A 24,207-nucleotide genomic window follows, 5' to 3' on the forward strand; every position below is an offset into this window, starting at 1 on the left:
ATTAAGGAGAAATCATGCTGAAGGTGCACCGAATTCCCGCATTTGATGACAATTATATCTGGCTAATCCAGGCGCAAGGCACAAATAAAGCAATTGTGGTTGATCCTGGTGATGCAACTCCCGTTCTGAACACATTAAAATCCCACGATCTGGAACTGATTGCCATCTTCATCACACATCACCATGCCGATCATACTGCAGGCATTGCTGAGTTAACAAAAGCCGCGGCTCTTCCGGTTTATGGTCCGCTAAATGAGACCATTAAAGGGGTAACTCACCCGCAATCAGGCAGAGAACCCATCGCTGTTGATCCCGACTTTCCTATCTTCACTGTGCTGAATACACCAGGCCACACGCCTGGCCACATCAGCTATTTAGCCGAAGGCAAGCTGTTTTGTGGTGATACATTGTTTGCTGCAGGATGCGGACGATTATTGGGTGGTACCGCAGAACAATTGCATGCCTCACTGAATCTATTGGCAAGCTTACCTCCCACAACAACCATCTATTGCGCTCATGAATACACACTAGCTAACCTACGTTTTGCTAAAACAGTAGAGCCAGAAAATAAACAACTGCAGCAACGCTTTGAACAAACTGTAACAATGCGTCAGAAAAAACAGGCCACTGTACCTTCATTAATGCAGGATGAGCTGGCAACCAACCCGTTTCTTCGTTGTGATGTAGACAGAATAAAAAAGGCGACCGAAAAATTTTCCGGTCACCCTCTTCCAGATAGCCAAGCTGTCTTTAGCTCATTAAGAGCATGGAAAGACGAGTTTTAAGCAGCTTTATCGTCTTGTTCTTTATCAAGGTTATTAAAATGGATGTCCATTTGTGGGTAAGGAATGGAGATACCATTTTCATCGAACGCGAGTTTTATGGTTTCAATTAATTCCGAACGTACTGGCCAGTAATCAGCAGCTGCCACCCATGGACGGACATCAAAATTCACACTGCTATCACCTAATTCTGATACCCGAATAACAGGGGCAGGATCGGCCATCACTTTCTCATGCCCGGTCACGATATCGGTCAGTAATTGTTTGGCTTTGAGCAGATCATCGTCATAACCAATACCAAAGACCATATCGATACGTCGGGTGTCTTTGGCTGAATAGTTGGTAATAGTATCGTCATAAATTAGACCATTCGGCACGATAACTTCACGGTTATCACCTGTTTTCATAATTGTGTTAAAAATCGTAATTGACTCAATCACACCTGCGGTACCACCCGCTTCAACAAAATCACCAATTTTGAAAGGTCTGAATAAAATCAGCATCACGCCGGCAGCAAAGTTTTGTAATGAATCTTTCAAAGCCAGGCCAACAGCTAAACCGGCCGCACCCAGCACGGCGATCATCGAGGTGGTATCCACACCCAATTGATCGAGCGCTGCTATCAATACAAATAACAATAAAATGGCATTGGCAATGGTACTGAAGAAATTAATCAGAATAGGGTCAAGGTTTGCTCTTACCATTAATTTGCGTGACATCTTCACCAGCCACTTGACCACGATTCGACCGACAAAAACAATGATCGCGGCATAGAGAATATTGATAAGCCAAAATACGACTATGCTTCCCGTTGCAGTTTCCATGTTAGTTCCTCTTTGATATGGATTGAATTACTTCACGAATTAACTTGGGGCCAAGGTAAATAAGGCCACTATAAATTTGTACTAGTGATGCACCTGCATCCAACTTGGCTAACGCCTGTTCAGCAGACATGATTCCACCCGCGGCGATGATAGGCAAGTCATCATCCAATGCTTCTCTGAAAAGTTTGACTATCTCTGTTGATTTTTCATATACAGGCGCGCCACTTAAACCACCTGCTTCTTCCGCATTATCGAGTCCGGCCACAGCATCACGATCCATCGTTGTATTGGTCGCAATAACAGCATCGATTTTATGTTTATTGAATGCTTCAGCTAGCTGTGAAACTTCATCTGTCGTCAGATCCGGCGCAACTTTCACTGCCATCGGTACATATTTTCCATGCTGCTGTGCAAGCTCTGACTGCGCCTTTTTTAACTCAGCTAATAATGTATCCAAGGACTCGCCAAACTGAAGTGTGCGTAAACCCGGAGTATTGGGGGAAGAAATATTGATAGTGACATAATCAGCATGTGGATAGACCTTATTCAGTCCTATCAGGTAATCATCTACGGCCTTTTCAACTGGCGTATCAAAATTTTTGCCAATATTTATGCCGATTAAGGTGTTGGTATCCGCCGCTTGAACTTGCTCAATAAGATGATCAACGCCCAGATTATTAAAGCCCATGCGATTAATGATGCCTTGAGCTTCTGGAATACGGAATAATCGCGGTTTCGGGTTGCCTGGCTGTGGTCTGGGTGTCACTGTACCGATTTCAACAAATCCAAACCCCAGAGCGGACATGGCTTCAATGTGATCACCATTTTTATCAAGCCCCGCGGCCAGTCCAACTGCATTGGGAAAGGTCAGTCCCATCACCCGTACGGGTTTCATGTGTATGTTTCGTGTCATCAGCCACGACAGTCCGCTCATTTCCAAGCAATCAAGTCCCACTAATCCTAGGTGATGCGCTTTTTCAGCATCCAGACGAAACATCAGGTCTCTCATCATGCGATAAATCATTTATACCTCCACTTCGATTTGATAACCGCTGAACTTGCGGAGATTGATAACACCCTTATCCAAAATCAGATACTGGCCTTTAATGCCTTCCAGTCGTCCTTCAACATGTGCTGTTTTGTCAAAATTAAACGAACTGACTTTATTGGGATAGGTGTTCACTGGGTATTCAATTGTCTGCACATTCTCGGCCGTTAAAACCTGAATGGCAGATTCACCAAACTGCTGTTGTAACTCAGATACCTCACTTTCACACAGGGCTAAGAGTCGATCTCTTTCAGCTGCCAGATCAAGTGGTTCAGCCTCACCTTTCAACATTTTCCGCCAATCTGTCCGGTCAGAGACATGCTGTTTAAACATCACCTCAACCAGGCCCGATTGATAGCGACTTTTCACCCGAAAAATCGGCACAGCTTGAGTCGCACCCTGATCAATCCAACGTGTCGGAATTTGATTAATACGGGTGATACCCACTTTTAGCCCCGAACTATTGGCGAGATAAACAATATGATCCTGCATACATACCGCTTCACCCCACTCAGGCTCGCGGCACGTGCCTTGTTCATAGTGGCAAAGCTCTGGCTTCATAAAACACAGATCACACTGTGCTAGCTTTTGTGAACAGGGAAAACAAAAACCACCACTGAAGCTTTTTTCGTTAAACGATTACAAGCCTGACAGTGAATCTCCCCTTGATAATGTAATGAAATCGGCTGTCCAATGATTTGGTTCAGAGGCAACAATTGCTCATCGAGCCTCATAGCGTAGTTAGCTTTTGTATTATCAGTCAGACTGACCTGCATTTTGGACAATTGTCCACTAAGCTTTGTCACTGAGTTTCCCTTTAATCTGAAGTTTTTTTCTAGGCATCTTATCGCAGATAGGCACCCGCCAACAGGTTCGCTATATCTTAATCTTTGTTCTCTGGTTTTGAGTCAGCATCAGAAACCAGGCGAATCGGAAATGGTTCGGTCACGGAGCCGGTATATAAGGAGCGGTGTGGGAAAGGAATTTCTATTGACTCAGCATCAAACGCTTCTTTAATTTCTTCATGGATACTGTTTTTTAGCTCGATAAAACTTTCTCGTTTCACCCATACCGAAAACTGCATATTCAGCGAAGAATCACCAAAACCAAGAAACACAAACTTCGGTTTAGGCTCATCAAGACATAAGGGATTTGCCTCTGCCACTTTTTCCAGCACTTTTCTGACAGCTTTAATATCTTCTTTTAAAGCCACGGCGATGCTTAAATCAATCCGTCTGATGGGAAAACGCGTCAGCGTCGTGACTTCAGATTTAATCAGTGTTTCATTAGGTATTCGTACAAACAAATTATCAAATGTGCGAAGTTTTACTGACAACAGATCTATGGACAGCACTTCTCCTGTAGTCTCTCCCACCTTGATGAGATCACCAACAGAAAAAGGTCGTTCAGCGACTAAAAATAATCCGCTGATGATATTCGATGCTGATGTTTGTGAAGCAAACCCTATGGCGACTGACAATACACCAGCAGCGCCAATCAGTACCCCCAAATTAAAGCCGATGGCATTCAGCCCCATGACAACAAATACCAACAGAATCAAATATGAGGCCACGCGAGCCATTAAAAGCTGTTGGTGCGTATCAAAACGATTTTTACTCCACTGACGTACAGCCCGGCTGGCCATCTTTGCCAAAATAAGACCGACGATAAAATAAATCAGGGCTTCAAATACAGACATAAACCATGCTGCATCGATATTGTTAATCCATTCTGTCATTCTTACTCGCCTGAGTTCTTAACCAAATAAAGCTGAAATAGCTTTGGTAATTTTACTGCGTCCAATGTCCTCTCTGGCTGCACATACCAGCTCCAGCGCACTCAATGGTAATCCACCACTGATGACGTCATCCAAGCTCAATATGGCATCATCCAGATTTCGTCTAACCAGTGTAATCCGTTGTGTCCAGAACTGTCCCTGCTTATCCACATATAGACTCAAGTTGGGAGCAGGCACACTAATTTTATCGAGTGTTAACATTTGATCCGACTGATTTTGAATGCGTACTTCTATTGCCGCTCTCGCCTTATTATTGGCAATGGGCTTCACATCTAATTGCTCACTGACCTGTGAGGCATAACTTAAAACGCCTTCACGCGTATTCGGGCCAAACCATGAATCACATACCTTCACTGTCGGAATATCTAATAAAGTCTGCTCAGAAGAAGTAGAAGCAATCTTCAACCAGAGCGGAAGACACACAAACAAAGTGACCTCTTGGAACGGCAATAAACTCACAGATACATCAGGCCGACAAACAACAGGGCGATCCGCTAAGGCTGGTTTAATCGCGACCCTTTCGGGGAGTTCTGCAAACACAAAACGATGTTCATGTTTGGGTGGTGATTCAAATGTACTGGTTTCATTTTTTAGCGACGGTTCAATTTGCTCAGTCGTATGCTGCCACTCGTAGCCCAACCACCATTGATGTGGAGCAGAATGCATTTCCAGACACACATCCGCACACCGCATAACCCATTGAGTTTGCTGGGGAAAACCGAAATCACCCCACCACCTATTTTGTCGTCCAACCATGGTAAATAACAACTTATATAAATTATTCGGAGACAGGTCGAAAATCCTTCCTTATAATAGCGCAGATGTTTACTCGAAATATGATAAAAATAGCGCTCGTTTCGGTGATTACCCTACTTGTCGCTTCATGTAGCAGTACACCGGAAAAAGGCGCGGAAGCGTCAACGACTCCGTCAGTTACTTATTCTAAGGCAAAACAAAAACTGAAACATACGCCTTGGGAACAAGCCTACAACGAATCCTTAGACGACACTGAAAACCCACTCTCCTCAGAAAATCCCCCCATCACCCTCCCCCTCAAGCACCCACTGACGTCTGGGATCGCATTCGCGATGGCTTCGTGATTTCTGATTACAAAACCTTAGAACCAGATACCGAGCGTCAACTTCGCTGGTTCATTGATCATCAGGACTATGTCGGCCGAGTGGTAGAACGAGCCAGACCTTATCTCTATCACATTGTTGAAGAAGTCAACAAACGCAACATGCCTATGGAGGTTGCGTTGTTACCTGTCGTGGAAAGCGGTTTTAAGCCGATGGCTTACTCACCTAGTCATGCATCCGGTTTATGGCAGTTTATCCCCGGTACCGGACAGGTTTACGGCTTGGAACAAAATTGGTGGTATGACGGCAGACGTGATGTTGTTAAGTCAACACAGGCCGCCCTCAATTATCTTGAAAAACTGCATAATGATTTCGGTGACTGGCAGCTTGCTCTCGCAGCCTATAACTGCGGTGAAGGTACCGTTGGCCGCGCTATTAAGAAGAATCAGGAACAAGGTAAGCCGACTGATTTCTGGTCACTGGATCTACCAAGAGAAACCTCGGCCTATGTACCTCGCTTAATGGCCGTCAGCCATATGGTGAAATATCCTGAACGCTATGAGCTAGAACTTAGCCCAATCGATAACAAGCCTTTCTTTGGGCAAGTTAATGTTGGCTCACAAATCGATCTAGCCATGGCAGCCAAGCTGGCTGGTATCACTGAAAAACAAATGCATCAACTCAATCCAGCATTTAATCGCTGGGCAACCGCCCCACATGGCGATCATAAGTTAGTACTGCCGCTGGAAAAAATCCCCACATTTAAGGCAGCTCTGGCTAAAACACCAGCATCACAGCGTGTGCAATGGGCTCGCCATGAAATCAAACGCGGTGAATCACTCAGTGTCATTGCCAGCAACTATGACACAACTGTTGAAGTGATTAAACAAGCCAACAAGCTGGGTAGCACACAAATTAGGGCAGGCAAAAACTTACTTATCCCAGTGGCATCGCATGATGTCAGCCAGCTAGCGTTGAAAAAAGCACAACGGAATCTGTCAGCAGCTAAAACCAAAAAAACGACTTACATTGTTAAAGCCGGTGACACTTGGTGGGATATCGCACGGAAAAACAATACCGATGTGCAATCTCTGACTAAACAGAATAAAAAGTCCGCCAGAGATATTCTGCATGCAGGTCAAAAACTCGTTATCACTACAACTGCTGAAGATATTAGAAAGTCAGTTAACTATACCATCAAAAATGGCGACTCTCTCTGGGCAATATCACGCAAGTTCAATGTCAGTGTGGCTGATGTGAAAGAGTGGAATGGTTTAAGTGATCGTTCAACATTACAGCCTGGCCAGAATTTGAAACTGTATATAGACGAAACCTGATTCACAGTGCTGCACGTTGCTCTCTACGAGCCCGAGATTCCACCCAACACGGGCAATATTATTCGTTTATGCGCCAACGCTGGCGCCAGTCTTCACCTGATAGAACCACTTGGTTTTGTGATTGATGATAAACGTTTACGGCGTGCCGGTCTGGATTATCATGAATTTGCTCATGTCACCGTCCATAAAAACTTTGATGAATTCATAGCATGGAGCGACAGCAGACGAATTTTTGCCTGCACCACAAAAGCGACACAACATCACCATCAAGTCAGCTACATCGATGAAGACATTTTGTTATTTGGTCCTGAGTCGCGCGGCTTACCTGATAATGTTTTGAATCAAGTACAAGACAGTCAGAAAATACGCATTCCAATGCTTCCTGATAGCCGAAGTTTGAACCTGTCTAATGCGACGGCCATCATCTTATACCAGGCATGGGAACAGCTCGACTTTGCCGGAGCAAAACGGTTCTGATCATTGGCCATAAATGTGTTCAAAACCTGAGCCAGTTCAATGTCCTATTTTCGCATCTACTCTATGATTCACCCTTTTACGGATAGGTGAGTATCATGCTTGTTTAGTGCTAATAGCGCTAAGCTTGTTTGGCTCAGTTGGGTTATTATTCACCATTCAATAAAACTTCAGTTATGTGTTATGCGCTATGGAAGGTAAATAACCATGATGTATCAATCATTTTTTTTATGTACTTCACCTAACCTCACCACGGATTTAGATTGCTACCAATGACAGGCTATCAATTTTTTTGTGCATGCATTCTTAGTTTGCTACTGAGCTTTTCAGTCACAATTCATGCCCAAGTTACTCAGACAGACGATGACCTGGCGTTAGAAAAAGTAAGCTTGCAACTGAAATGGAAATATCAATTTCAGTTTGCTGGTTATATTGCTGCCGTAGAAAAAGGCTTTTATAAAGAACAAGGTTTGGACGTTGAGCTACGACCTCGTCAGTCTGAGTTAAACGTCGTTGATGAAGTCGTCAATGACAAAGCTGATTATGGCATCGGTGGTATCGGTATTTTGTCTCAATATGCGAATGGTTCTCCAATAAAAGCATTAGCTGCTATCTTTCAGCATGATGCTTTAGTCTTTATGAGCCAAGCCGAGTCCGGCATTGTCAGCCCATATGAAATGGTGGGTAAACGCGTCATGTTTGATGGTACCAGCGGTAACGATGCCATCTTGAGGACCTTATTGAATGATGCCGGCATTCAACTCAAAGATATCAATATTATCCCTCAACAAATGAGTATAAACAGTCTGCTTAATGATGAAGTCGATGTCATTTCAGGCTATATCACCGATCAGCCCTATGCGTTTTTACAGAAAAAGTTTCCCATCAACATCATCAATCCGCGTAACTACGGGTTTGATTTCTATGGTGATATTTTATTTACCAGCGATGATGAGCTGAAAAACTACCCTGGCCGTGCACAACGCATGCTCAAAGCATCACTGAAAGGCTGGCAGTATGCGCTTGAGCACAGTGAGGAAATGATTCATATCATCAAAGAAAAATACGGTGCAGAGCAGAGTCTATCTCGACTACGGTTTGAAGCAAGAGAAACAAAGAAGTTGATCTTACCTGAATTAATCCCCCTCGGAAGCATCGAAACACCTCGCCTTAAACGCATTGCTGATATTTATACTCAACTGGGTGTTACGCCCGCACTTTCTGAAAAGGCGCTCAACCACTTCATACACCAACCTAGTACAACCTTATCACTGACAGAAGCGGAACAAGCCTGGTTGCAGGCACATCCGGTGATTAAAGTCGGTGTAGATAAAAACTTCGCTCCTTACGAGTGGGTGAATGATGATGGTGAATATGTCGGTATTGCAGCTGAATATATTAACCTGCTTGAAGAAAGACTCGGCGTTAGATTTGACATCATTTCCGACCATAGCTGGGATGAGTTGATGACTATGGCTCAGCAAAATGAACTTGACATGTTGGCATGCTTAAATGAGACGCCAGAGCGAGAACAATACCTCAACTTTACCGATCCTTATATTCAAAATCCCGTCGTCATCATTAACACAGATATCAACGGTTATGTTGGCGCACTGAAAAACCTGGCAGGTAAAACGGTTGCCATTGAAAAAGGTAATTTCAGTAATACCTTATTGAGTGATGACTACCCAGAAATTACCTTACTGTTTACCGACACGCCCAGACAGGCATTGGAAAAAGTGGCTCGGGGTGAGGCTGATGCTTATATTGGTGATGCAGCCTATGCCAACTATCAAATTAAAAACAATGATCTGATAAACCTTCAATTTGCTGGACAAACACAAGCACGTGCCGTCTACCGGATGGGTGTCGTCGAAAACCAACCTGAGTTATTGAGTATCATCAATAAAGTGCTGGGACAGCTCTCTGAAAAAGAAAAAAAGAAATTGAATCACAATGGCTGGGCATCAAAGTCACTCCCGGCCCTCAATTAAAAACATTAATACAATTCGGCGTTGGTATCCTGCTGTTATTCTTATTATTTGGCTACTGGATTCATCGTCTGCGACAGTCCCGCCGTGCTCTTCAGGAAAGTGAAAGTCGGTTAAGTGATGTGCTCAATACCTCACCTGTGCCAGAAATTATTATTGATAATCAAGGTAAGGTGACTTATATCAATCAGGCCTTTATTCAGTCATTTGGTTTTACTCAGACTGATATCCCGACATTGGATGATTGGTTATTGAGGACCTTTCCTAAACAAGAAACACGTGAACGTTTTATTCAGCAGGCCAACATTTCCACACACAAGCAATACGTATCTTTCAACTTCGAATCTATCGAAACAGACCTAGTTTGTATGGATGGTCAACGCCGGGCTGTTATTGCTAACGCACGAAAAGTCAGTAGTGATGCCATCCCTGATACATTGATTATTCTCTACGATATTACAGAACGTAAACGTGCTGAAGAAAAACTCAAACTGTCAGGACGGGTATTTACCCAGGCGCATGAAGGTATATTAATCACCGACGCTGATGGATTAATAGTCGACGTTAACCCGGCGTTTTCAGAGATCACAGGCTACAGCCGCGAAGATGTTCTACATCAGAATCCATCAATATTACGTTCAGATAAACATGATGCTTTGTATTTTGAAGAGATGTGGCAAGAGCTTCGTCATCAAGGTCACTGGCAAGGAGAAATCTGGAACAAGCGCAAAGATGGTCAGATCTATGCTGAACTATTAACGATATCAACATTAGTCGATGATTTTGGCGAAACGTTGCATTATCTCGGCATGTTTTCAGACATCACCCAGAGCAAAGAGCAACAACATGCACTGGAAATGATGGCGCATTATGATGTGTTAACTCAACTGCCTAACCGCACCCTATTTGCTGACAGGTTCAAACAGGCAATTGCACACAGCAATCGTAATAACAGTTTATTAGCTGTTGTTTTTCTGGATTTGGATGGTTTCAAACCGGTCAATGATACCTATGGTCATGAAGCAGGTGACCAGTTACTGATTGAGGTCTCAGCCCGTATCCAGTCATGTATCAGACAAGACGATACCGCCTCGCGTCTTGGTGGCGATGAGTTCGCCTTATTGTTGAACGACGTAAGCAGCGCTGATCACTGTGAAACGCTCATCAACCGTATAAGAAATGCCATCGAGCTCCCTTACATCATCGATGACAACAGTATCAGCTGTAGCGCCAGTATTGGTGTAACATTATACCCTCTCGATGATGCCGATGCTGACACCTTATTGCGTCATGCCGATCAGGCCATGTATCAAGCCAAAGTCTCAGGTCGTCAGCGTCATCATATGTTTGATATGCAGCAAGACGAGCAAATTTCCGAAAAGCAGAATCAATTTAAATCAATCGAAGATGCGCTTATATCCGATCAGCTGGTCTTGTTCTATCAGCCAAAAGTGAATATGCGTACAGGTGAAATTATTGGTGCTGAGGCATTGATTCGCTGGCAGCATCCTGAGCAAGGTTTAATCATGCCGGGGGCATTTTTGCCTGCTACGGAAGGTAGCCCATTGGAAATTAATATCGGCAACTGGGTAATTGAACACGCTATCAAGCAACTTGATGACTGGATTCAACGTGGCTGGTCGCTTGAAATGAGTATTAATATTTCATCACGACACTTGCAATGGAATGGCTTTTTTGACCATCTGGATCGTGTGCTTGCCAGGTATCCGAATGTGCCCTCTTATATGATCCAGTTAGAGATTTTGGAAAGCAGTGTTTTGACAGACATCAACAATATCTCCTCAATTATTAAGACCTGTCGTCATACCCTAGGCCTCAAAATTTCCTTGGATGATTTTGGTACTGGTTATTCCTCTTTAACACATCTACGTCATCTGCCTGTCGACACCGTTAAAATCGATCAGAGTTTTGTCCGTGATCTCATTGATGACCCCAATGACTACACCATCATTGATGGTGTTATCGGCCTCACAGATGCCTTCCATCACCAAGTCATTGCTGAAGGAGTAGAGACAACGGAGCATGGCTTGATGTTACTAGCCATGGGCTGTGATTTGGCTCAAGGATATGGCATTGCCTATCCCATGTCAGCGGATGACTGTAATCAATGGATTAGCACTTATCAGCCGAATGTACGCTGGATAGATTTGGCCGAGAGAAAACTTGACGCTGAACAAACACTACTTGAGTTGATGGATTTGCAAATAAATTATTGGCTTAATCGGGTTGTCAGCAATCTGCAATCGACCTCAGACAAAATTGAGCACTGGCCTTTAATGAACCATAAAAAGTGTCACTTTGGTCTATGGCTGGAACAAGCTAAGAAACAGAACCTGTTTGATAAAGTCTGGATAGAATCAATGAAACTGGCTTATACCGAGCTCTATCACAATGCAAACAGCCTCAAATACCAGTTTCAGGAAAACCAGCACCGCGTCAACGATACTGGTATTACTGAATTAAAATCTCATTTTGGAATCATTCAATCACTCTTGAATGCAAAAAAACAAAGTCATTAATCACCGATAAAACGACCAAGACTTCTTGGGCCGTCAGGCATCGGCAAATGTTGGACGACTTGCTGTTGTTTAATATCAATCACCGATAAGGTATTGCTGAACCAATTCGTTACATAGGCATACTGGCTGTCATCTGAAAAAGCGACTGTTTCCGGCATTTCGCCTACTTTGATTTTTGTGACCATTTCTAATGTTTCAGTATCAAACACCCAAACATCATTCGTACCTTGGTTAGCCACAAATAACCACTGGTTATCCGGTGTGACCGCAACACCATATGGCGCAGTGCCTGCTTTCAGCGTTTTCACCACCTCATAGCTCTCACCATCAATGACTGTGATGGTATTATCCTGGATGGCTGTGACAAATATCTGTTTGCTATCAGGACTCACAGCGACGGCATAAGGCGCTTTTCCAGTCTTCACCTCAGCATATTGGCGCGGCGTATCAGCATCAAGGACCGTTAAAGTATCACTATTGCGGTTAGCCACAAAGATACGTCGAGTTGCATTATCTAGTGCTAAACCAGCAGGATTCTTACCCACTGACAAGAGATCAACCACTAGCTTCGTTTCAGGATTAATGACCACAACAGCATTACGATGCCAGTCTGAAACAAATACCTGATGCTTATCAGAAGGGTCGACCGCAATGGCAAAAGGTTGCCCACCCGTATTAATTTCAGCTAACTTCTTGTTATCTTTGGTATCGATCATTGTCACCAACCCTTGCTCAGGGTGCGTGACAAATAATTCATGCCGCTTATTATCCAATGAAACACCTACAGGTCCGGTAGTGACATCTACCGTGGCTGTTATTTTTTGTGTATCAATATCTAAAACGGTAATTTTATTGGCAGCCTGACTACTGATATAAGCATGTTGAGCTGCTAGTGGCATGGCCACTAGCAATAAACTCAATGAGAGACCTAAACGCAGCCTCACTTATTTCTTTCCTTCAAGAGATTCTTTTAAGCTGCCCATACCGGTTTTAGCAAAGGCTTCCATGGCTTTAACTGCCGATTCATCATTGTACTGTTCAGGTGGGAAGTTACCTGTGTCAGCACGATAGAAACGCCCCTTCCAGCTCATTTCAGTACCTTTATCCGCTTCCGTGAGTTCAATGCTGACGGTATAAAAGCTGACTGGAAATGCTTCGATATTCTCCTCCAGCAAGCGATAACTCATATAATGTTTAGCATCATCTTTTTCATCTAGGCTATCAGTAATTTCACCTTTGCCTTTTATCTTAAGTACTCGTGTTCCTTCTTCAGGTGATGTGACTGACTCAACCATGGGGTGCCAATCTGCTATGGCGTTAAAGTCTGACACTTTCTTCCAAACTGTCTCAACCGGTGCATCGATCACCATTTTTTCATCAATTTTCTGCGGTGTTGGCCCATGAGCGAGAGCAAGACTAGTGACGAATAATTGACTTGCCATGAAGGCGGTTGCCCATAATTTCATTAAAAATTCCTCTTTAAAATTGAAGTGCTGACTTGTAATGTAGAACGTTATTTCGGATCGCGGTTGGTATGACCAAGTGTCTCAACATGACCGTTTACAATGCCGAATTGGGTATAACGATAAATTTTGTCTGAGTGAGCCTGCTGCACGAGATCGTGATAAATCCAAAACTCGATCTTGCCGCTGGAGTTTTCTCTTTTAGAAATAGAATCAGGTTCACCTAACTCCGCTTTGATAAATTCTGGGGTTTTACCTGTGAAGTGTTTGAGGAAGGCCATTTCCTCGTAAGGTTTTTGCAGGGTAGCATCAGCAGCATGGCTGATACCTGGAATAAAAAGTAGTAAAGACAGGAGTAATGGCAAGAGTTTCATGTTCTTCCTCAAAGTGAATAGAAAACTCGACCATCCTACTGAGCATTGTGCCAATACCGTTAGAGACATGTCCTCGTATTTCAGCAGGACCTTTTCATCTATGTCTGCGTGATTTGCTCCCCATCGTATATCTGCCTATGGGTTAATCTATTTCAGTCCTTCATAATTTTGCTTTTAATTGTTAATGAACTCGAAATATGGATGGCCTGCAGCGACAGCTCGACCGCACCAGTGACAATGAGCAACCCAAACGTATCAGACATGACATTGTCTGGGTTACAGCACTCTCTTTGGCTACTTACCTTCTGGCCTCATATTTCGATTTGGCTGAGCGCTATATCAACTGGACAGCATTAGGCGAGTTATATCAACTTGATGAGATAATTTTTGTGTTGTTGGTTTTCTGTGCCGGGCTCATCTGGTTCAGTAAACGGCGAATATCTGAATTATCACAAGCATTGAGACATAACTTGGCCATGCAGGCTGAGCTTACGCATAACAATAAAAAAATCCGACAGCTGCTTAACGAAAAACAGTCACTGGTACAACGAATCACGTTGGTTAGAGAGTCTGAACGTGATCACTTAGCCTCTGAACTTCATGACATCTTTGGTCAACATCTTGCTGCAATGGATGCCAACCTGACTGTCGCTCTAAACCAGACAAACAACTCAAATCTTACATCCATTCTCGAGTCCGTGATGGACAGCACCACGGTATTACGCTCTATTACACGCAATAAGCTACGCCACCTCAAGCCACCCAGCCTCGATAGCATTGGTCTTAAAGGTGCTATTCGTGAACTGTTATCAGAATGGAGACAATCCTTTTCTGGCACTGACAACATCTCTTTGAATGTACATGATGATGAGCTCCCTAAACCTATTGCTTTGACCTTATATCGAGCTCTGCAGGAAGGGTTGAGTAATATTAGTCGACATGCCAATGCAGAAAATGTGTTTATTTACTTACACCAGTTTCGTGAACCTGAGCATATGTGTATTCAGCTTAGACTGGAAGATGACGGGCTAGGTATGGATACAAACATAGAGAACCAATCCGGACTTGGGCTTGTAAGTATTCGAGAACGTTGCGAAGCATTAAGTGGCGAGTTTTATATATCAACACGTCAACCACAGGGAACCACGTTAACTATTACGCTTCCTTATGACCCCATTGTTTGAGTAATTATTATGTCTAAAACTACTATCTTACTAATTGATGACCATGCCATTTTGCGTGATGGTTACCAGCATTTATTAAATTCATCAGGATTTCATGTGATTGATCAGGCCAGTAACTCTGAAGAGGGCTACCGTCTTTATGTGACACATAAGCCTGATGTCTGCATTATCGATATCAGTATGCCTGGCGCCGGTGGCCTCGAATGTATCAGGCGTATTATCGCACGAGACCCACAAGCTAAAATTCTTGTCTGCACAATGCATGATGACTCAACTCTGGCTATGCGGGCAATGGATATGGGCGCACGAGGCTATATCACGAAATCCTGTCCTTCTTCTGTGTTAATTGAGGCAGTAAAAACCATTGCAAACCGTGGTCATTATCTCAGTACCGAGATTGCTCGCTCCATCGCCATGGAAAAGTTGATTCATGCTGATCAAAAAGTACACTCCTTATCGCACCAGGAATTTGCTGTATTTCGTATGGTCGCTGAGGGCAAAAGTATCAATGAAATGGCAGATAACCTGGCCTTGGCACCCAAAACCGTATCCAACTACAAAACAAATATGATGCGAAAACTAGGCACCAATAATTTAGCTGAGATTATTTTTCTGGCTCAAAAAACGGGGTTGATTACTACACCGCCTAATTAAAATTTGGCTAGTGAAAAAGTTCATAAACTTTCTTCACATCACTCCCTGAGAAAGCAACAAAATATTTATAAACCATTGTTAAATATAATTATTCATAAATAGCATCAAAGCCTCACCGCCGAATTAAGGATAACTTCCCTGACCCTTTTAGGTGTCGCTCTCTATCCCCTATCACAGCAAAGATAAGAAGATGAGCTTTGTGCTCAGCCGTGCTTTTTTTACAGCTGATACACAAAGTCAGCATTGACTGACTCTCAAAACAAATAGGAGGATATATGAGAGAAATGCATCATAGCCGGTGGTCAAAAATCGGTACTGCGCTTGCTGTCTCATCCGCACTCGGATTGATGTCAAGCATGTCAGTTGCAAATGATAAGTTAGTAGAACTGTCAAAAAGCAATGAAAACTGGGTAATGCAAGGGAAAGACTTCTCAGGCACCCACTACAGTACTGCCAAACAAATTAATAAAGATAACGTTAAAAAACTACGTCCATCATGGTCATTCTCAACAGGTGTACTCAACGGTCACGAAGGTGCGCCGCTTGTTGTAGATGGCACAATGTTCATTCATACACCATTCCCAAATAACACCTTTGCTATCGATCTGGATGAACCAGGTGTGATCAAATGGGAACACAAACCAAAACAAGATCCTGCAGCTCGTGCTGTGGCATGTTGTGACGTTGTAAACCGTGGTTTAGCTTACTGGCCAGGTGATGACAAAGCACCAGCCATGATCGTTAAGAGCTTACTGGATGGTCACGTTGTCGCGTTAAATGCTGAAACAGGTGAAGAATACTGGAAAGTAGAAAACGGTGACATCAGCGTAGGCCAAACAGAAACTGCAGCACCATTCGTTGCTAAAGACCTGGTTATCCAAGGTTCTTCTGGTGCGGAATTAGGTGTTCGTGGTTATGTCACTGCTTACGATATTCATACTGGTGAAATGGTATGGCGTTGGTATGCGACTGGTCCTGACGCAGATGTGGGTCTGGATAAAGACTTCAACAAACATAACCCTCATTATGGTCAAAAAGGTCTAGGTACATCTACCTGGGAAGATAACGCATGGAAAATCGGTGGTGGTACTAACTGGGGTTGGTACGCTTATGATCCAGATTTAGACATGTTCTATTATGGTTCAGGTAACCCTGCTCCATGGAACGAAACTATGCGTCCAGGTGATAACAAATGGACAATGACTATTTGGGGTCGTGATCTGGAAACGGGTTTAGCTAAATTCGGTTACCAAAAAACACCTCATGATGAGTGGGATTACGCCGGCGTTAACGTCATGATGCTCTCTGAGCAAAAAGACAAAAACGGCAAAATGCGTAAACTGCTGACTCACCCTGATCGTAACGGTATCGTCTACACACTGGATCGTGAAACGGGTGACTTAGTCTCTGCCAACAAAATGGATGACACGGCCAACTGGGTGAAAAAGTTGACCTAGAAACAGGTCTACCAATTCGTGACCCTGAATATGGCACACGCATGGGACACCGTTCACGTGATGTATGTCCTTCAGCGATGGGCTTCCATAATCAGGGTTTCGATTCTTATGATCCTAAACGCGAACTGTTCTACTTAGGTATTAACCACCTATGTATGGATTGGGAACCATTCATGCTTCCATACCGTGCAGGTCAGTTCTTCGTTGGTGCCAACGTATGGACATACCCTGGTCCTAAAGGTGATCGTCAAAACGGTATCGGTTCAGGCCAAGTTAAAGCCTACAACGCGATTACTGGTGACTTCGCTTGGGAAAAAATGGAGAAATTCTCTGTTTGGGGCGGCACAATGGCGACCGAAGGTGGACTGGTATTCTACGGAACACTGGATGGCTTTATCAAAGCGCGTGATGCTGACAACGGTAAGTTGTTGTGGAAATTTAAACTTCCATCAGGCGCAATTGGTCACCCAATGACATACACCCATGAAGGTACACAATACGTTGCTATCAACTATGGTGTAGGTGGTTGGCCTGCGGTTGGTCTTGTGTTTGACCTGAATGACCCATCAGCTGGTTTAGGTGCAGTAGGTGCCTTTAAAGAACTGGCGAAAAACACTCAAATGGGTGGTGGTGTCATGGTCTTCGCACTTGATGGTAAGAGCCCATATGACGATGTGAGCTTAGGTGAATACGGCATGTAAGCAAAGGCTTACTCGTCAAATAACTTAAGACTTATTTCGTTAGAAACCTGGCCAGCAACCAGTTGGTTGCTGGCCTCCATCAAAGAGACCAACATGATGAAACGAAGCGTGAAAAAAGCCAAATCAGGTCGTATGTTACCTTCATTTTTGGCACTCATATTAGGCAGTGGCTTAGCCTTTAATGCACAAGCCAATACCAGCACCCTTAAAGTGTGTGCGGCCAGTGATGAATTGCCCTACTCAAATAAGCAGCAGGAAGGCTTTGAGAATGAACTGGCAAAAATTCTAGCGGATACCATGGATCGGGAACTAGAGTTCGTCTGGTCCGATAGAGCAGCCATTTTTCTTGTGACAGAAAAGCTGCTTAAAAATCAATGTGATGTTGTCATGGGCGTAGACAAAGGTGATCCTCGTGTCGCGACCAGTGACCCATACTACAAGTCTGGCTATGCCTTTATTTATCCAGCAGACAAAGGTTTGGATATTGAAAACTGGCAAAGCCCAGCATTAAAAGATATGTCTAAATTTGCCATCGTTCCAGGCAGCCCTTCCGAAGTGATGCTGCGTGAAATTGATAAGTATGAAGGCAACTTTAACTACACCATGTCCCTAATCGGTTTTAAGTCACGCCGTAACCAGTATGTACGTTACGCACCCGATTTACTGATATCAGAAGTGGTGTCAGGTAAAGCCGATATTGCTCACATCTGGGCACCAGAAGCCGCCCGTTATGTGAAATCAGCCTCGGTTCCACTAAAGATGGTGGTATCTGAAGAAATTGCACCGACCCACGACGGAGAAGGTGTAAGACAACAGTTTGAACAAGCTATCGCCGTACGCAGTGACGATAAAGAACTGTTGAAAGAAATCAATACAGCCCTGCATAAAGCTGATCCTAAGATCAAAGCCGTATTGAAAGATGAAGGCATCCCACTCTTATAACTCTAATAAAAATACTTTTTGTTACTACAGGAAATTTTTTAAATCATGACTAACAAAACATTTTTGCCAAAGAAGATTCGAGGAATCGCTTTACTTACTGTCTCGGTACTCTCCGTGGCAATGATTCCTGTCGCTCAATCTCAATTGGTTTTCAGAAATACAGTCACAGGTGATGTCCTGGACTTATCTTTTGGCAAGAAAGGTGAAAAGACAGAAGCTGTTGAGCATTTTCTTAATACAGGTGAAAACCTCTACAACACAGATGAAGAAGCCATCAAGTCTGGTGAAAGCTTATTTATGACTGCATGTTCAGGCTGTCATGGACATCATGCTGAAGGCAAATTAGGTCCAGCATTAGGTGATGATTATTACACCTACCCTAAAAATGCTCATGATAAAGGCTTGTTTGAAACCATTTATGGCGGTGCCCGCAGCATGATGGGACCGCAATATAACAACCTCACTAAAGATGAAATCTTACACATCATGGCCTGGGTAAGAAGTGTTTACTGGGGTTCTGCAGATAAAGCTGAGTGGTTAACTGAAGAGCAGAAAGCTAACTTTGAACCAGCAGAAGTGCCAGAAGACTTCAAAGAAGCTATGGATAACTTTAATAAAACTCATCATTAATTAATGGGTGGCATGTTGTCATAGTGGCAGCATGCCAATTCATTATGTCGTCGCAAAAATAAGGAGAGAAATATGAAACTAAAAACAATCGCTGTGACTTGTTCAGCCCTGATGATGTTATCAGGCGCCAGTGCAGTTATGGCTTATGATGGTACTAAATGTAAAGCACCTGGCGATTGCTGGGAAGCTAAGCCTGGATTCCCAGATAAAATCAAAGGTTCTAAGTACGATCCTAAACACAGTGAAAAAGAACTGAACAAACAAGATGCTGCGTTAAAAGCTATGGAAAAACGCAATGCTGAACGTGTTGAACAGTTCAAAAAAACAGGTAAATGGGTTTATTAATCCGTTACTGAAGCAGACCGGCCTTATTCTTGGGCCGGTCTTTTCTTTTTCTTCCATGTGAAACCACTATGAACCAGCTATCAAATACATCAACGATAGCGATGTCAGATTGGCATGCGCTTATTCGTCAGATGGAAACCAGCATCAATAACACGATTCTCGGTCAGGAACACATTGTCAGATTAATGACCATTGCCACCCTGTCCAGAGGGCATATCCTGCTTGAAGGTGATGTCGGTGTCGGTAAAACGACCTTATTGAAAACGGTAGCCGAATGTCTGGGTGGTAACTTTGAACGGATTGAAGGCACCATCGATCTGATGCCGCACGATCTCGTTTACTACACCTATATTGCCGAAAATGGTAAACCAGGCGTGAGTTCAGGACCGGTTCTGAAACATGGCGATGAACTCTCTATCTTCTTTTTCAATGAGATTAACCGAGCACGGCCACAAGTCCACTCTTTATTATTAAGAATCATGGCTGAACGCAGCGTGCATGCATTTAACCAAACACACTATTTCCCTCATTTGCAGGTGTTTGCTGACCGTAATCGTATTGAAAAAGATGAAACCTTTGAGCTGCCTGCAGCGGCACGTGACCGTTTTATGATGGAACTGCATGTCGAGCAGCCAAAGTCAGAAACACAACTGAAAGATCTGATGTTCAATCCTCGTTTTCATGATGCTGACAAACTGGTTGACTCTGCTGATAAAGCAGTCGTACCGTTTCAGCAGTTGAATGATATTGCGGTTGCCATTCAAGAGCATGTTCACACCAGTGAAAAAGTGCAGGACTATGGCTATCATCTTTGCCGCGCTCTGCGTGAACCGGCTGAATATGGCATTCAAATCACCGATGTGGATACCAACAATATGATCCGTGGTGGTATGGGACCACGCGGTATTAGTTATCTGGCTCGTGGAGCCAAAGTTAATGCTTGGCTGAATGGGCGTGATGCGCTTTTGCCAGAAGATTTCCATATGATCATCCGGCAGATAGCCAAACATCGATTATTCCTGAACCCTGTCTATGACTATAACCGTGATGATATTGTTGAATCACTTATCACGGCAGCGTTGAATACCATTCAATCGCCATGAATCAAACCTTTGATTACAAAACCACTGGCTTGATCAGTGGCTTGATGCTGGGCTCTCATAAAAGCCGGCAGCGTGGTACAGGATCGGATTTCTATAAGAAATCATTATTTTTAGATGAACCAGATACGTCACGTTTGGATTTAAATGCCAGCCTGACTGATCCGTTTGAGTCCCTGCATGTCAAAAGTTACCGACAACGCAGCAAAATCGATGTGATATTACTTATCGATGGCTCATCCTCGATGCTTTATGGCGAGAAAGCGACCTTAATGCATCACGTGTATGAGAGCACCAAAGCCTCTGTCGAGGCCGCTAATGACCGTTTTTCATGTTATCTGCTCAAAGAAAAACTGATTAAGCTGGGTGATGCGGATGCTCTGACCACAGAATTAACTAACCTCCAGCCCGAGTCTAATCAGGCTGAAGCCACTCAACAAGTTTTTCCGATCTTGCCTGGCAAGCCGGCACTGGTATTTTTAGTCTCTGATTTTCACTGGCCGGAAACACAATTGCAGTCATTGCTGACTGTATTGTCAGCCCATTTGGTGGTGCCTATGGTGTTATGGCAATCCAAAGAATTTCTCGACTTTCCATTATGGCGATTTGTCGAGTTGACTGATCTTGAAACAGGAGCCAGTTCTCTAGTATTTATCACCCGCGATCAAAAACAAAAAATTCAGCAGCAATATGACGATCGTAAAACCTATCTCACACAACAGTTTCGTCGATTTAATCAACATCCCTTTTGGTTGATTGATCACTATGATGCCAGACAAATGAGTCGATACTTTTCGATGCAGTAGGAACCATTATGAAGTTTTTTAACACCATTTCACTGCTTTTAGGCTTATTTCTGCTTTCTGCTATCTGCTCTGCAAAGCCTCATATTCCAGGCCAACTTATCAAAATGGATCAAGGACGAAGTTACGGCTTGGTGGTTGGCGATATCATTGAACATCAATATCTGATCGCTATCGATACAGCGTATTCTCTGTCACCCTCATCTCTTCCCGTTGAGGGTGAATTAACCTACTGGCTTGATTTGAATAGCGTCGATATGACCTCCGATCAACGGGGAGCAAAAAAGCTCTATCATCTTACCCTTCGCTATCAAACTTTTTACGCGCCACTTGATGTCCGTAAACTACTTATTCCTGAACAACAGTTAGTATTCACTGACAATTCAAATCAACGGTTTGAAATATCACTACCCGAATGGTACTTCACTATGTCGCCAATAAAAGAAGTTGTTTCAAGTGGTGTGGGTAATGATGATGGTAGTCATGGTTTTATGAAGCCCGATATCGCCCCCAGAACGCATTCACTTTCACGCTATCAATCGCCCATCATCATTTATGCCAGTTTATCTGTGATAGCTTTGCTTATCTGGGCAGCGCTCGCAGGGTTATTACCCAAGTTGAGTACTTCACCTTTTCACAAGGCTAAGCGTCAAATCAAACGCATCAAACGCCAAAAAAATATAACGTCTGAACAGGTGCAACAGGGCATGCAAGCCATGCATGATGCGTTGAATACGCGGGCCAAACAGACCTTGTTTGCCTCACAAATTGATGACTTTATTCATCGACACCCACAATTTAATGAAAGTCGTGGGCAAATTGAAGATTTCTTTCAGCAATCAAGAAGCGTTTTTTTCTTTGATAAAGAAGCTAAACCCACTATCTTGATGGATTGTATCCGTCTATGCGACAGACTCGCGGCCGCTGATAAAGTCGTGCAGAGTAACTCATGAATCTTGCTTTTCATCTGCCCTGGCTGCTGGTTTTATTGCCACTCAGCTTATTACCTTTTTTTAACAGTTTGTTTGACCGGCATGCGACGCCCAGCAGACAGCTGATCAAGCTGAATCCACTCACTATCTGGCTAAATCGCTTAATAAAGCTCTCTGCCGCTTTTGCTATAGCGTCAGTCATTATTGGACTTGCGGGTTTACAAAGCCTAGAGCAAACGGTGACACGAACAGGAAAAGGGGCACATATTGTGTTTGTGCTGGATCGAAGTGCCAGCATGAATGAGACCTTTGGTGGTCAGACACCTGATGAAAATGAGCAGTCAAAAGCTCAGGCTGCCAGACGTTTATTATCGGAATTTGTTAATCGTCGTCCACATGATTTGTTTGGGGTAGCCGGTTTTAGTACACAGCCTTTTTATATCAGCCCATTAACTGAACATAAAAGCGCGATTCAGGCCGCAATCAATAGTCTGGAAACACCTGGATTAGCGTTTACCAACGTCGCTAAGGGCCTTGGAATGGGGCTAAGCTACTTTAAAGACCAACCCCATACTGGCTCTCGCGTGATTGTCTTAGTCTCTGATGGGGCGGCAACGTTAGATCATCGAGCCCAGAAAACCCTAAGGGAATGGTTTGAACGTTATCGAGTCAGCTTGTATTGGTTCTTTTTACGTACAGAAAACGGACAAGGCATCTTTACCGAGCCAAAATCACATCGTGATGATAATCCCAGAGTCATGCCTGAACGCCATTTACATAAGTTTTTCAATACGTTATCTGTGTCCTATCACGCATATGAAGTCGATACCGCCGAATCACTTCAGGCTGCCATTGCAGAGCTGGATGAATTGGAAAGTTTACCTTTGATTTATCAGGAAAAACTACCAAAACAAAGTCTGGCAGCTTGGTGTTATGGCTTTGCCTTATTTTTTGTATTACTTCTCGTTGCAGTGAAATTTTTGGAGAAACGCTCATGATGTTGCGTCGTCGTTATATACAACATCTTATGCTGGTCATTAGTTTAATTTTTCTCAGTTTACTGAGTCTGCAAATATTGGAAAGACAGCATCAAAAAGAGATTAACGAGGCCATACAACTTTTACAGTCTCCTCGCTTGGTAGAGATGAATGAAATTGATCTGACAGAGCCTGAATTACAGTTTGCCTATGCCCATCATTTGCAACAGCGAGGCATGTTTGAAGACGCGGTTGATGCCTATGGTAAAGCCGAACGTATGAGCTCTCCTGCCATGCTGAAACTGGTTTATTACAATATGGGGAATCTCTATCTAGAGCAGGCGATTGAGACAGCAGAGAAGATGGGAATTGATCGTGCCACAGCACTGGCCGATGTTGCTAAAGATCTCTATAAATCAGCATTAAAAAATGATCCTGAGTTCTGGGCAGCAAAATACAACTATGAAGCAGCGCAGCGACTTTCTCGTGATTTACCTCTTGGTGATTTACAAGAGTCAGGTGAAGCACAAGAAAGCTCCGAAGAATTATGGTCAGCCATGCCTGGCTTCCCCCTAGGTTTGCCTTAGGTTGTTGTTATGAAGCGCTTATATGCATTGATAGCCTCTGCAATATTATTGCTTATCGCTATTGTTCTGCCGCCCTTGCCCTTCACCGTGAAAAGCTATGACTTTGTGTTTGTGCTTGATATCACGCGTAGCATGAATGTGCAGGATTATTCCGATAAACAGGGGGCGCTATCAGTCGCTTAGAA

The 24,207-nt window shown here is 43.5% G+C and carries 26 protein-coding genes and 1 pseudogene; 19 read left to right on the top strand and 8 right to left on the bottom strand.

Features of this window, described 5'->3' with window-relative positions:
- Nucleotides 1–14 precede the first annotated feature (14 nt).
- Entirely contained in the window at nucleotides 15–785 is a 771-nt protein-coding gene (gene gloB, locus QUE24_RS06385; protein WP_286305776.1) for a hydroxyacylglutathione hydrolase, read from the top strand.
- Here the strand turns inward: gloB and QUE24_RS06390 are convergent.
- From QUE24_RS06390 to QUE24_RS06415, 5 genes and pseudogenes are all read right to left on the bottom strand, one after another.
- On the bottom strand, nucleotides 782–1,606 hold the full coding sequence (locus QUE24_RS06390) for a mechanosensitive ion channel family protein (protein ID WP_286305777.1): 825 nt from the start codon (nucleotides 1,604–1,606) through the stop codon (nucleotides 782–784). The genes gloB and QUE24_RS06390 overlap by 4 nt on opposite strands.
- 1 nt (nucleotide 1,607) lies before the next feature.
- Complete coding sequence (locus tag QUE24_RS06395) at nucleotides 1,608–2,630, bottom strand: quinone-dependent dihydroorotate dehydrogenase (RefSeq protein ID WP_286305778.1); 1,023 nt, start codon at nucleotides 2,628–2,630, stop codon at nucleotides 1,608–1,610.
- A pseudogene (locus tag QUE24_RS06400) lies at nucleotides 2,631–3,430 on the bottom strand (DUF2797 domain-containing protein).
- Between the two features lie 107 nt (nucleotides 3,431–3,537).
- Nucleotides 3,538–4,392, bottom strand: a complete 855-nt coding sequence (locus tag QUE24_RS06410; RefSeq protein WP_286305780.1) for a mechanosensitive ion channel family protein — start codon at nucleotides 4,390–4,392, stop codon at nucleotides 3,538–3,540.
- Nucleotides 4,393–4,410: 18 nt separating this feature from the next.
- Nucleotides 4,411–5,208, bottom strand: coding sequence for a DUF432 domain-containing protein (locus QUE24_RS06415; protein ID WP_286305781.1), 798 nt, complete (start codon nucleotides 5,206–5,208; stop codon nucleotides 4,411–4,413).
- Nucleotides 5,209–5,312: 104 nt separating this feature from the next.
- Here QUE24_RS06415 and QUE24_RS06420 point away from each other — a divergent pair, with 104 nt between their 5' ends.
- From QUE24_RS06420 to QUE24_RS06440, 5 genes are all read left to right on the top strand, one after another.
- A complete protein-coding gene (locus QUE24_RS06420; protein WP_286305782.1) occupies nucleotides 5,313–5,552 on the top strand; it encodes an outer membrane protein assembly factor BamD in 240 nt (79 codons plus the stop codon).
- Entirely contained in the window at nucleotides 5,549–6,868 is a 1,320-nt protein-coding gene (locus QUE24_RS06425; RefSeq protein ID WP_286305783.1) for a lytic transglycosylase, read from the top strand. The genes QUE24_RS06420 and QUE24_RS06425 overlap by 4 nt, the downstream gene beginning before the upstream one ends.
- 6 nt (nucleotides 6,869–6,874) lie before the next feature.
- Nucleotides 6,875–7,345 (top strand): tRNA (uridine(34)/cytosine(34)/5-carboxymethylaminomethyluridine(34)-2'-O)-methyltransferase TrmL, encoded by a 471-nt coding sequence (gene trmL, locus QUE24_RS06430; RefSeq protein ID WP_286305784.1) that lies wholly within the window; start codon nucleotides 6,875–6,877, stop codon nucleotides 7,343–7,345.
- A gap of 308 nt (nucleotides 7,346–7,653) precedes the next feature.
- Nucleotides 7,654–9,336: an ABC transporter substrate-binding protein gene (locus tag QUE24_RS06435; RefSeq protein ID WP_286305785.1), complete on the top strand. Its 1,683-nt coding sequence runs from the start codon at nucleotides 7,654–7,656 to the stop codon at nucleotides 9,334–9,336.
- A gap of 119 nt (nucleotides 9,337–9,455) precedes the next feature.
- Entirely contained in the window at nucleotides 9,456–11,873 is a 2,418-nt protein-coding gene (locus QUE24_RS06440; RefSeq protein ID WP_286305786.1) for a sensor domain-containing protein, read from the top strand.
- Here QUE24_RS06440 and QUE24_RS06445 read toward each other — a convergent pair.
- The 3 genes from QUE24_RS06445 to QUE24_RS06455 are packed head-to-tail and all read right to left on the bottom strand — an operon-like array spanning nucleotide 11,870 to nucleotide 13,710.
- Nucleotides 11,870–12,817: a YncE family protein gene (locus tag QUE24_RS06445; RefSeq protein ID WP_286305787.1), complete on the bottom strand. Its 948-nt coding sequence runs from the start codon at nucleotides 12,815–12,817 to the stop codon at nucleotides 11,870–11,872. The genes QUE24_RS06440 and QUE24_RS06445 overlap by 4 nt on opposite strands.
- Nucleotides 12,818–13,339 (bottom strand): SRPBCC family protein, encoded by a 522-nt coding sequence (locus QUE24_RS06450; RefSeq protein ID WP_286305788.1) that lies wholly within the window; start codon nucleotides 13,337–13,339, stop codon nucleotides 12,818–12,820.
- A gap of 47 nt (nucleotides 13,340–13,386) precedes the next feature.
- Nucleotides 13,387–13,710, bottom strand: coding sequence for a hypothetical protein (locus tag QUE24_RS06455; RefSeq protein WP_286305789.1), 324 nt, complete (start codon nucleotides 13,708–13,710; stop codon nucleotides 13,387–13,389).
- Between the two features lie 197 nt (nucleotides 13,711–13,907).
- Here QUE24_RS06455 and QUE24_RS06460 point away from each other — a divergent pair, with 197 nt between their 5' ends.
- The 13 genes from QUE24_RS06460 to QUE24_RS06520 all read left to right on the top strand — a co-directional run bounded on the left by QUE24_RS06460 (nucleotide 13,908) and on the right by QUE24_RS06520 (nucleotide 24,205).
- On the top strand, nucleotides 13,908–14,894 hold the full coding sequence (locus QUE24_RS06460) for a sensor histidine kinase (RefSeq protein WP_286305790.1): 987 nt from the start codon (nucleotides 13,908–13,910) through the stop codon (nucleotides 14,892–14,894).
- A gap of 9 nt (nucleotides 14,895–14,903) precedes the next feature.
- The gene (locus QUE24_RS06465; protein ID WP_286305791.1) at nucleotides 14,904–15,548 is read left to right on the top strand and encodes a response regulator transcription factor; all 645 of its coding nucleotides are present in this window, start codon (nucleotides 14,904–14,906) and stop codon (nucleotides 15,546–15,548) included.
- 275 nt (nucleotides 15,549–15,823) lie between these two features.
- Nucleotides 15,824–17,005: an outer membrane protein assembly factor BamB family protein gene (locus QUE24_RS06470; RefSeq protein WP_286305792.1), complete on the top strand. Its 1,182-nt coding sequence runs from the start codon at nucleotides 15,824–15,826 to the stop codon at nucleotides 17,003–17,005.
- A 41-nt stretch (nucleotides 17,006–17,046) separates the two neighbouring features.
- Complete coding sequence (locus QUE24_RS06475; protein ID WP_286305793.1) at nucleotides 17,047–17,706, top strand: outer membrane protein assembly factor BamB family protein; 660 nt, start codon at nucleotides 17,047–17,049, stop codon at nucleotides 17,704–17,706.
- A 93-nt stretch (nucleotides 17,707–17,799) separates the two neighbouring features.
- Nucleotides 17,800–18,648 carry a methanol oxidation system protein MoxJ gene (gene moxJ, locus QUE24_RS06480; RefSeq protein ID WP_286305794.1) on the top strand — a complete coding sequence of 283 codons (849 nt, stop codon included), beginning with the start codon at nucleotides 17,800–17,802 and terminating at the stop codon, nucleotides 18,646–18,648.
- 45 nt (nucleotides 18,649–18,693) lie between these two features.
- Nucleotides 18,694–19,278, top strand: coding sequence for a cytochrome c(L), periplasmic (moxG, locus tag QUE24_RS06485; protein ID WP_286305795.1), 585 nt, complete (start codon nucleotides 18,694–18,696; stop codon nucleotides 19,276–19,278).
- A gap of 72 nt (nucleotides 19,279–19,350) precedes the next feature.
- Nucleotides 19,351–19,623, top strand: a complete 273-nt coding sequence (locus QUE24_RS06490) for a methanol dehydrogenase (protein ID WP_286305796.1) — start codon at nucleotides 19,351–19,353, stop codon at nucleotides 19,621–19,623.
- 68 nt (nucleotides 19,624–19,691) lie between these two features.
- A complete protein-coding gene (locus tag QUE24_RS06495; protein ID WP_286305797.1) occupies nucleotides 19,692–20,726 on the top strand; it encodes an AAA family ATPase in 1,035 nt (344 codons plus the stop codon).
- A complete protein-coding gene (locus tag QUE24_RS06500) occupies nucleotides 20,723–21,529 on the top strand; it encodes a DUF58 domain-containing protein (protein WP_286305798.1) in 807 nt (268 codons plus the stop codon). Before QUE24_RS06495 ends, QUE24_RS06500 begins: the two co-directional genes overlap by 4 nt.
- An 8-nt stretch (nucleotides 21,530–21,537) precedes the next feature.
- Nucleotides 21,538–22,479, top strand: coding sequence for a hypothetical protein (locus tag QUE24_RS06505; protein WP_286305799.1), 942 nt, complete (start codon nucleotides 21,538–21,540; stop codon nucleotides 22,477–22,479).
- Nucleotides 22,476–23,456 carry a vWA domain-containing protein gene (locus QUE24_RS06510; RefSeq protein WP_286305800.1) on the top strand — a complete coding sequence of 327 codons (981 nt, stop codon included), beginning with the start codon at nucleotides 22,476–22,478 and terminating at the stop codon, nucleotides 23,454–23,456. The genes QUE24_RS06505 and QUE24_RS06510 overlap by 4 nt, the downstream gene beginning before the upstream one ends.
- Nucleotides 23,453–24,022 (top strand): MxaK protein, encoded by a 570-nt coding sequence (locus tag QUE24_RS06515; RefSeq protein ID WP_286305801.1) that lies wholly within the window; start codon nucleotides 23,453–23,455, stop codon nucleotides 24,020–24,022. The genes QUE24_RS06510 and QUE24_RS06515 overlap by 4 nt, the downstream gene beginning before the upstream one ends.
- Nucleotides 24,023–24,031: 9 nt before the next feature.
- Nucleotides 24,032–24,205: a hypothetical protein gene (locus QUE24_RS06520; RefSeq protein WP_286305802.1), complete on the top strand. Its 174-nt coding sequence runs from the start codon at nucleotides 24,032–24,034 to the stop codon at nucleotides 24,203–24,205.
- Nucleotides 24,206–24,207: the final 2 nt, after the last annotated feature.

Source organism: Methylophaga marina (assembly GCF_030296755.1).
Lineage (GTDB): Bacteria > Pseudomonadota > Gammaproteobacteria > Nitrosococcales > Methylophagaceae > Methylophaga > Methylophaga marina.

What these genes read in the sequence shown, in the direction of transcription:
- QUE24_RS06500 (WP_286305798.1), top strand. Translation starts at nt 20,723, where the DNA reads ATGAATCAAACCTTTGATTACAAAACCACTGGCTTGATCAGTGGCTTG.
- QUE24_RS06465 (WP_286305791.1), top strand. Translation starts at nt 14,904, where the DNA reads ATGTCTAAAACTACTATCTTACTAATTGATGACCATGCCATTTTGCGT.
- moxJ (WP_286305794.1), top strand. Translation starts at nt 17,800, where the DNA reads ATGATGAAACGAAGCGTGAAAAAAGCCAAATCAGGTCGTATGTTACCT.
- QUE24_RS06515 (WP_286305801.1), top strand. Translation starts at nt 23,453, where the DNA reads ATGATGTTGCGTCGTCGTTATATACAACATCTTATGCTGGTCATTAGT.
- moxG (WP_286305795.1), top strand. Translation starts at nt 18,694, where the DNA reads ATGACTAACAAAACATTTTTGCCAAAGAAGATTCGAGGAATCGCTTTA.
- QUE24_RS06415 (WP_286305781.1), bottom strand. Translation starts at nt 5,208, where the DNA reads ATGGTTGGACGACAAAATAGGTGGTGGGGTGATTTCGGTTTTCCCCAG.
- QUE24_RS06390 (WP_286305777.1), bottom strand. Translation starts at nt 1,606, where the DNA reads ATGGAAACTGCAACGGGAAGCATAGTCGTATTTTGGCTTATCAATATT.
- gloB (WP_286305776.1), top strand. Translation starts at nt 15, where the DNA reads ATGCTGAAGGTGCACCGAATTCCCGCATTTGATGACAATTATATCTGG.
- QUE24_RS06490 (WP_286305796.1), top strand. Translation starts at nt 19,351, where the DNA reads ATGAAACTAAAAACAATCGCTGTGACTTGTTCAGCCCTGATGATGTTA.
- QUE24_RS06460 (WP_286305790.1), top strand. Translation starts at nt 13,908, where the DNA reads ATGGATGGCCTGCAGCGACAGCTCGACCGCACCAGTGACAATGAGCAA.
- QUE24_RS06505 (WP_286305799.1), top strand. Translation starts at nt 21,538, where the DNA reads ATGAAGTTTTTTAACACCATTTCACTGCTTTTAGGCTTATTTCTGCTT.
- QUE24_RS06520 (WP_286305802.1), top strand. Translation starts at nt 24,032, where the DNA reads ATGAAGCGCTTATATGCATTGATAGCCTCTGCAATATTATTGCTTATC.
- QUE24_RS06470 (WP_286305792.1), top strand. Translation starts at nt 15,824, where the DNA reads ATGAGAGAAATGCATCATAGCCGGTGGTCAAAAATCGGTACTGCGCTT.
- QUE24_RS06450 (WP_286305788.1), bottom strand. Translation starts at nt 13,339, where the DNA reads ATGAAATTATGGGCAACCGCCTTCATGGCAAGTCAATTATTCGTCACT.
- QUE24_RS06510 (WP_286305800.1), top strand. Translation starts at nt 22,476, where the DNA reads ATGAATCTTGCTTTTCATCTGCCCTGGCTGCTGGTTTTATTGCCACTC.
- QUE24_RS06395 (WP_286305778.1), bottom strand. Translation starts at nt 2,630, where the DNA reads ATGATTTATCGCATGATGAGAGACCTGATGTTTCGTCTGGATGCTGAA.
- QUE24_RS06455 (WP_286305789.1), bottom strand. Translation starts at nt 13,710, where the DNA reads ATGAAACTCTTGCCATTACTCCTGTCTTTACTACTTTTTATTCCAGGT.
- QUE24_RS06410 (WP_286305780.1), bottom strand. Translation starts at nt 4,392, where the DNA reads ATGACAGAATGGATTAACAATATCGATGCAGCATGGTTTATGTCTGTA.
- QUE24_RS06495 (WP_286305797.1), top strand. Translation starts at nt 19,692, where the DNA reads ATGAACCAGCTATCAAATACATCAACGATAGCGATGTCAGATTGGCAT.
- QUE24_RS06475 (WP_286305793.1), top strand. Translation starts at nt 17,047, where the DNA reads ATGGGACACCGTTCACGTGATGTATGTCCTTCAGCGATGGGCTTCCAT.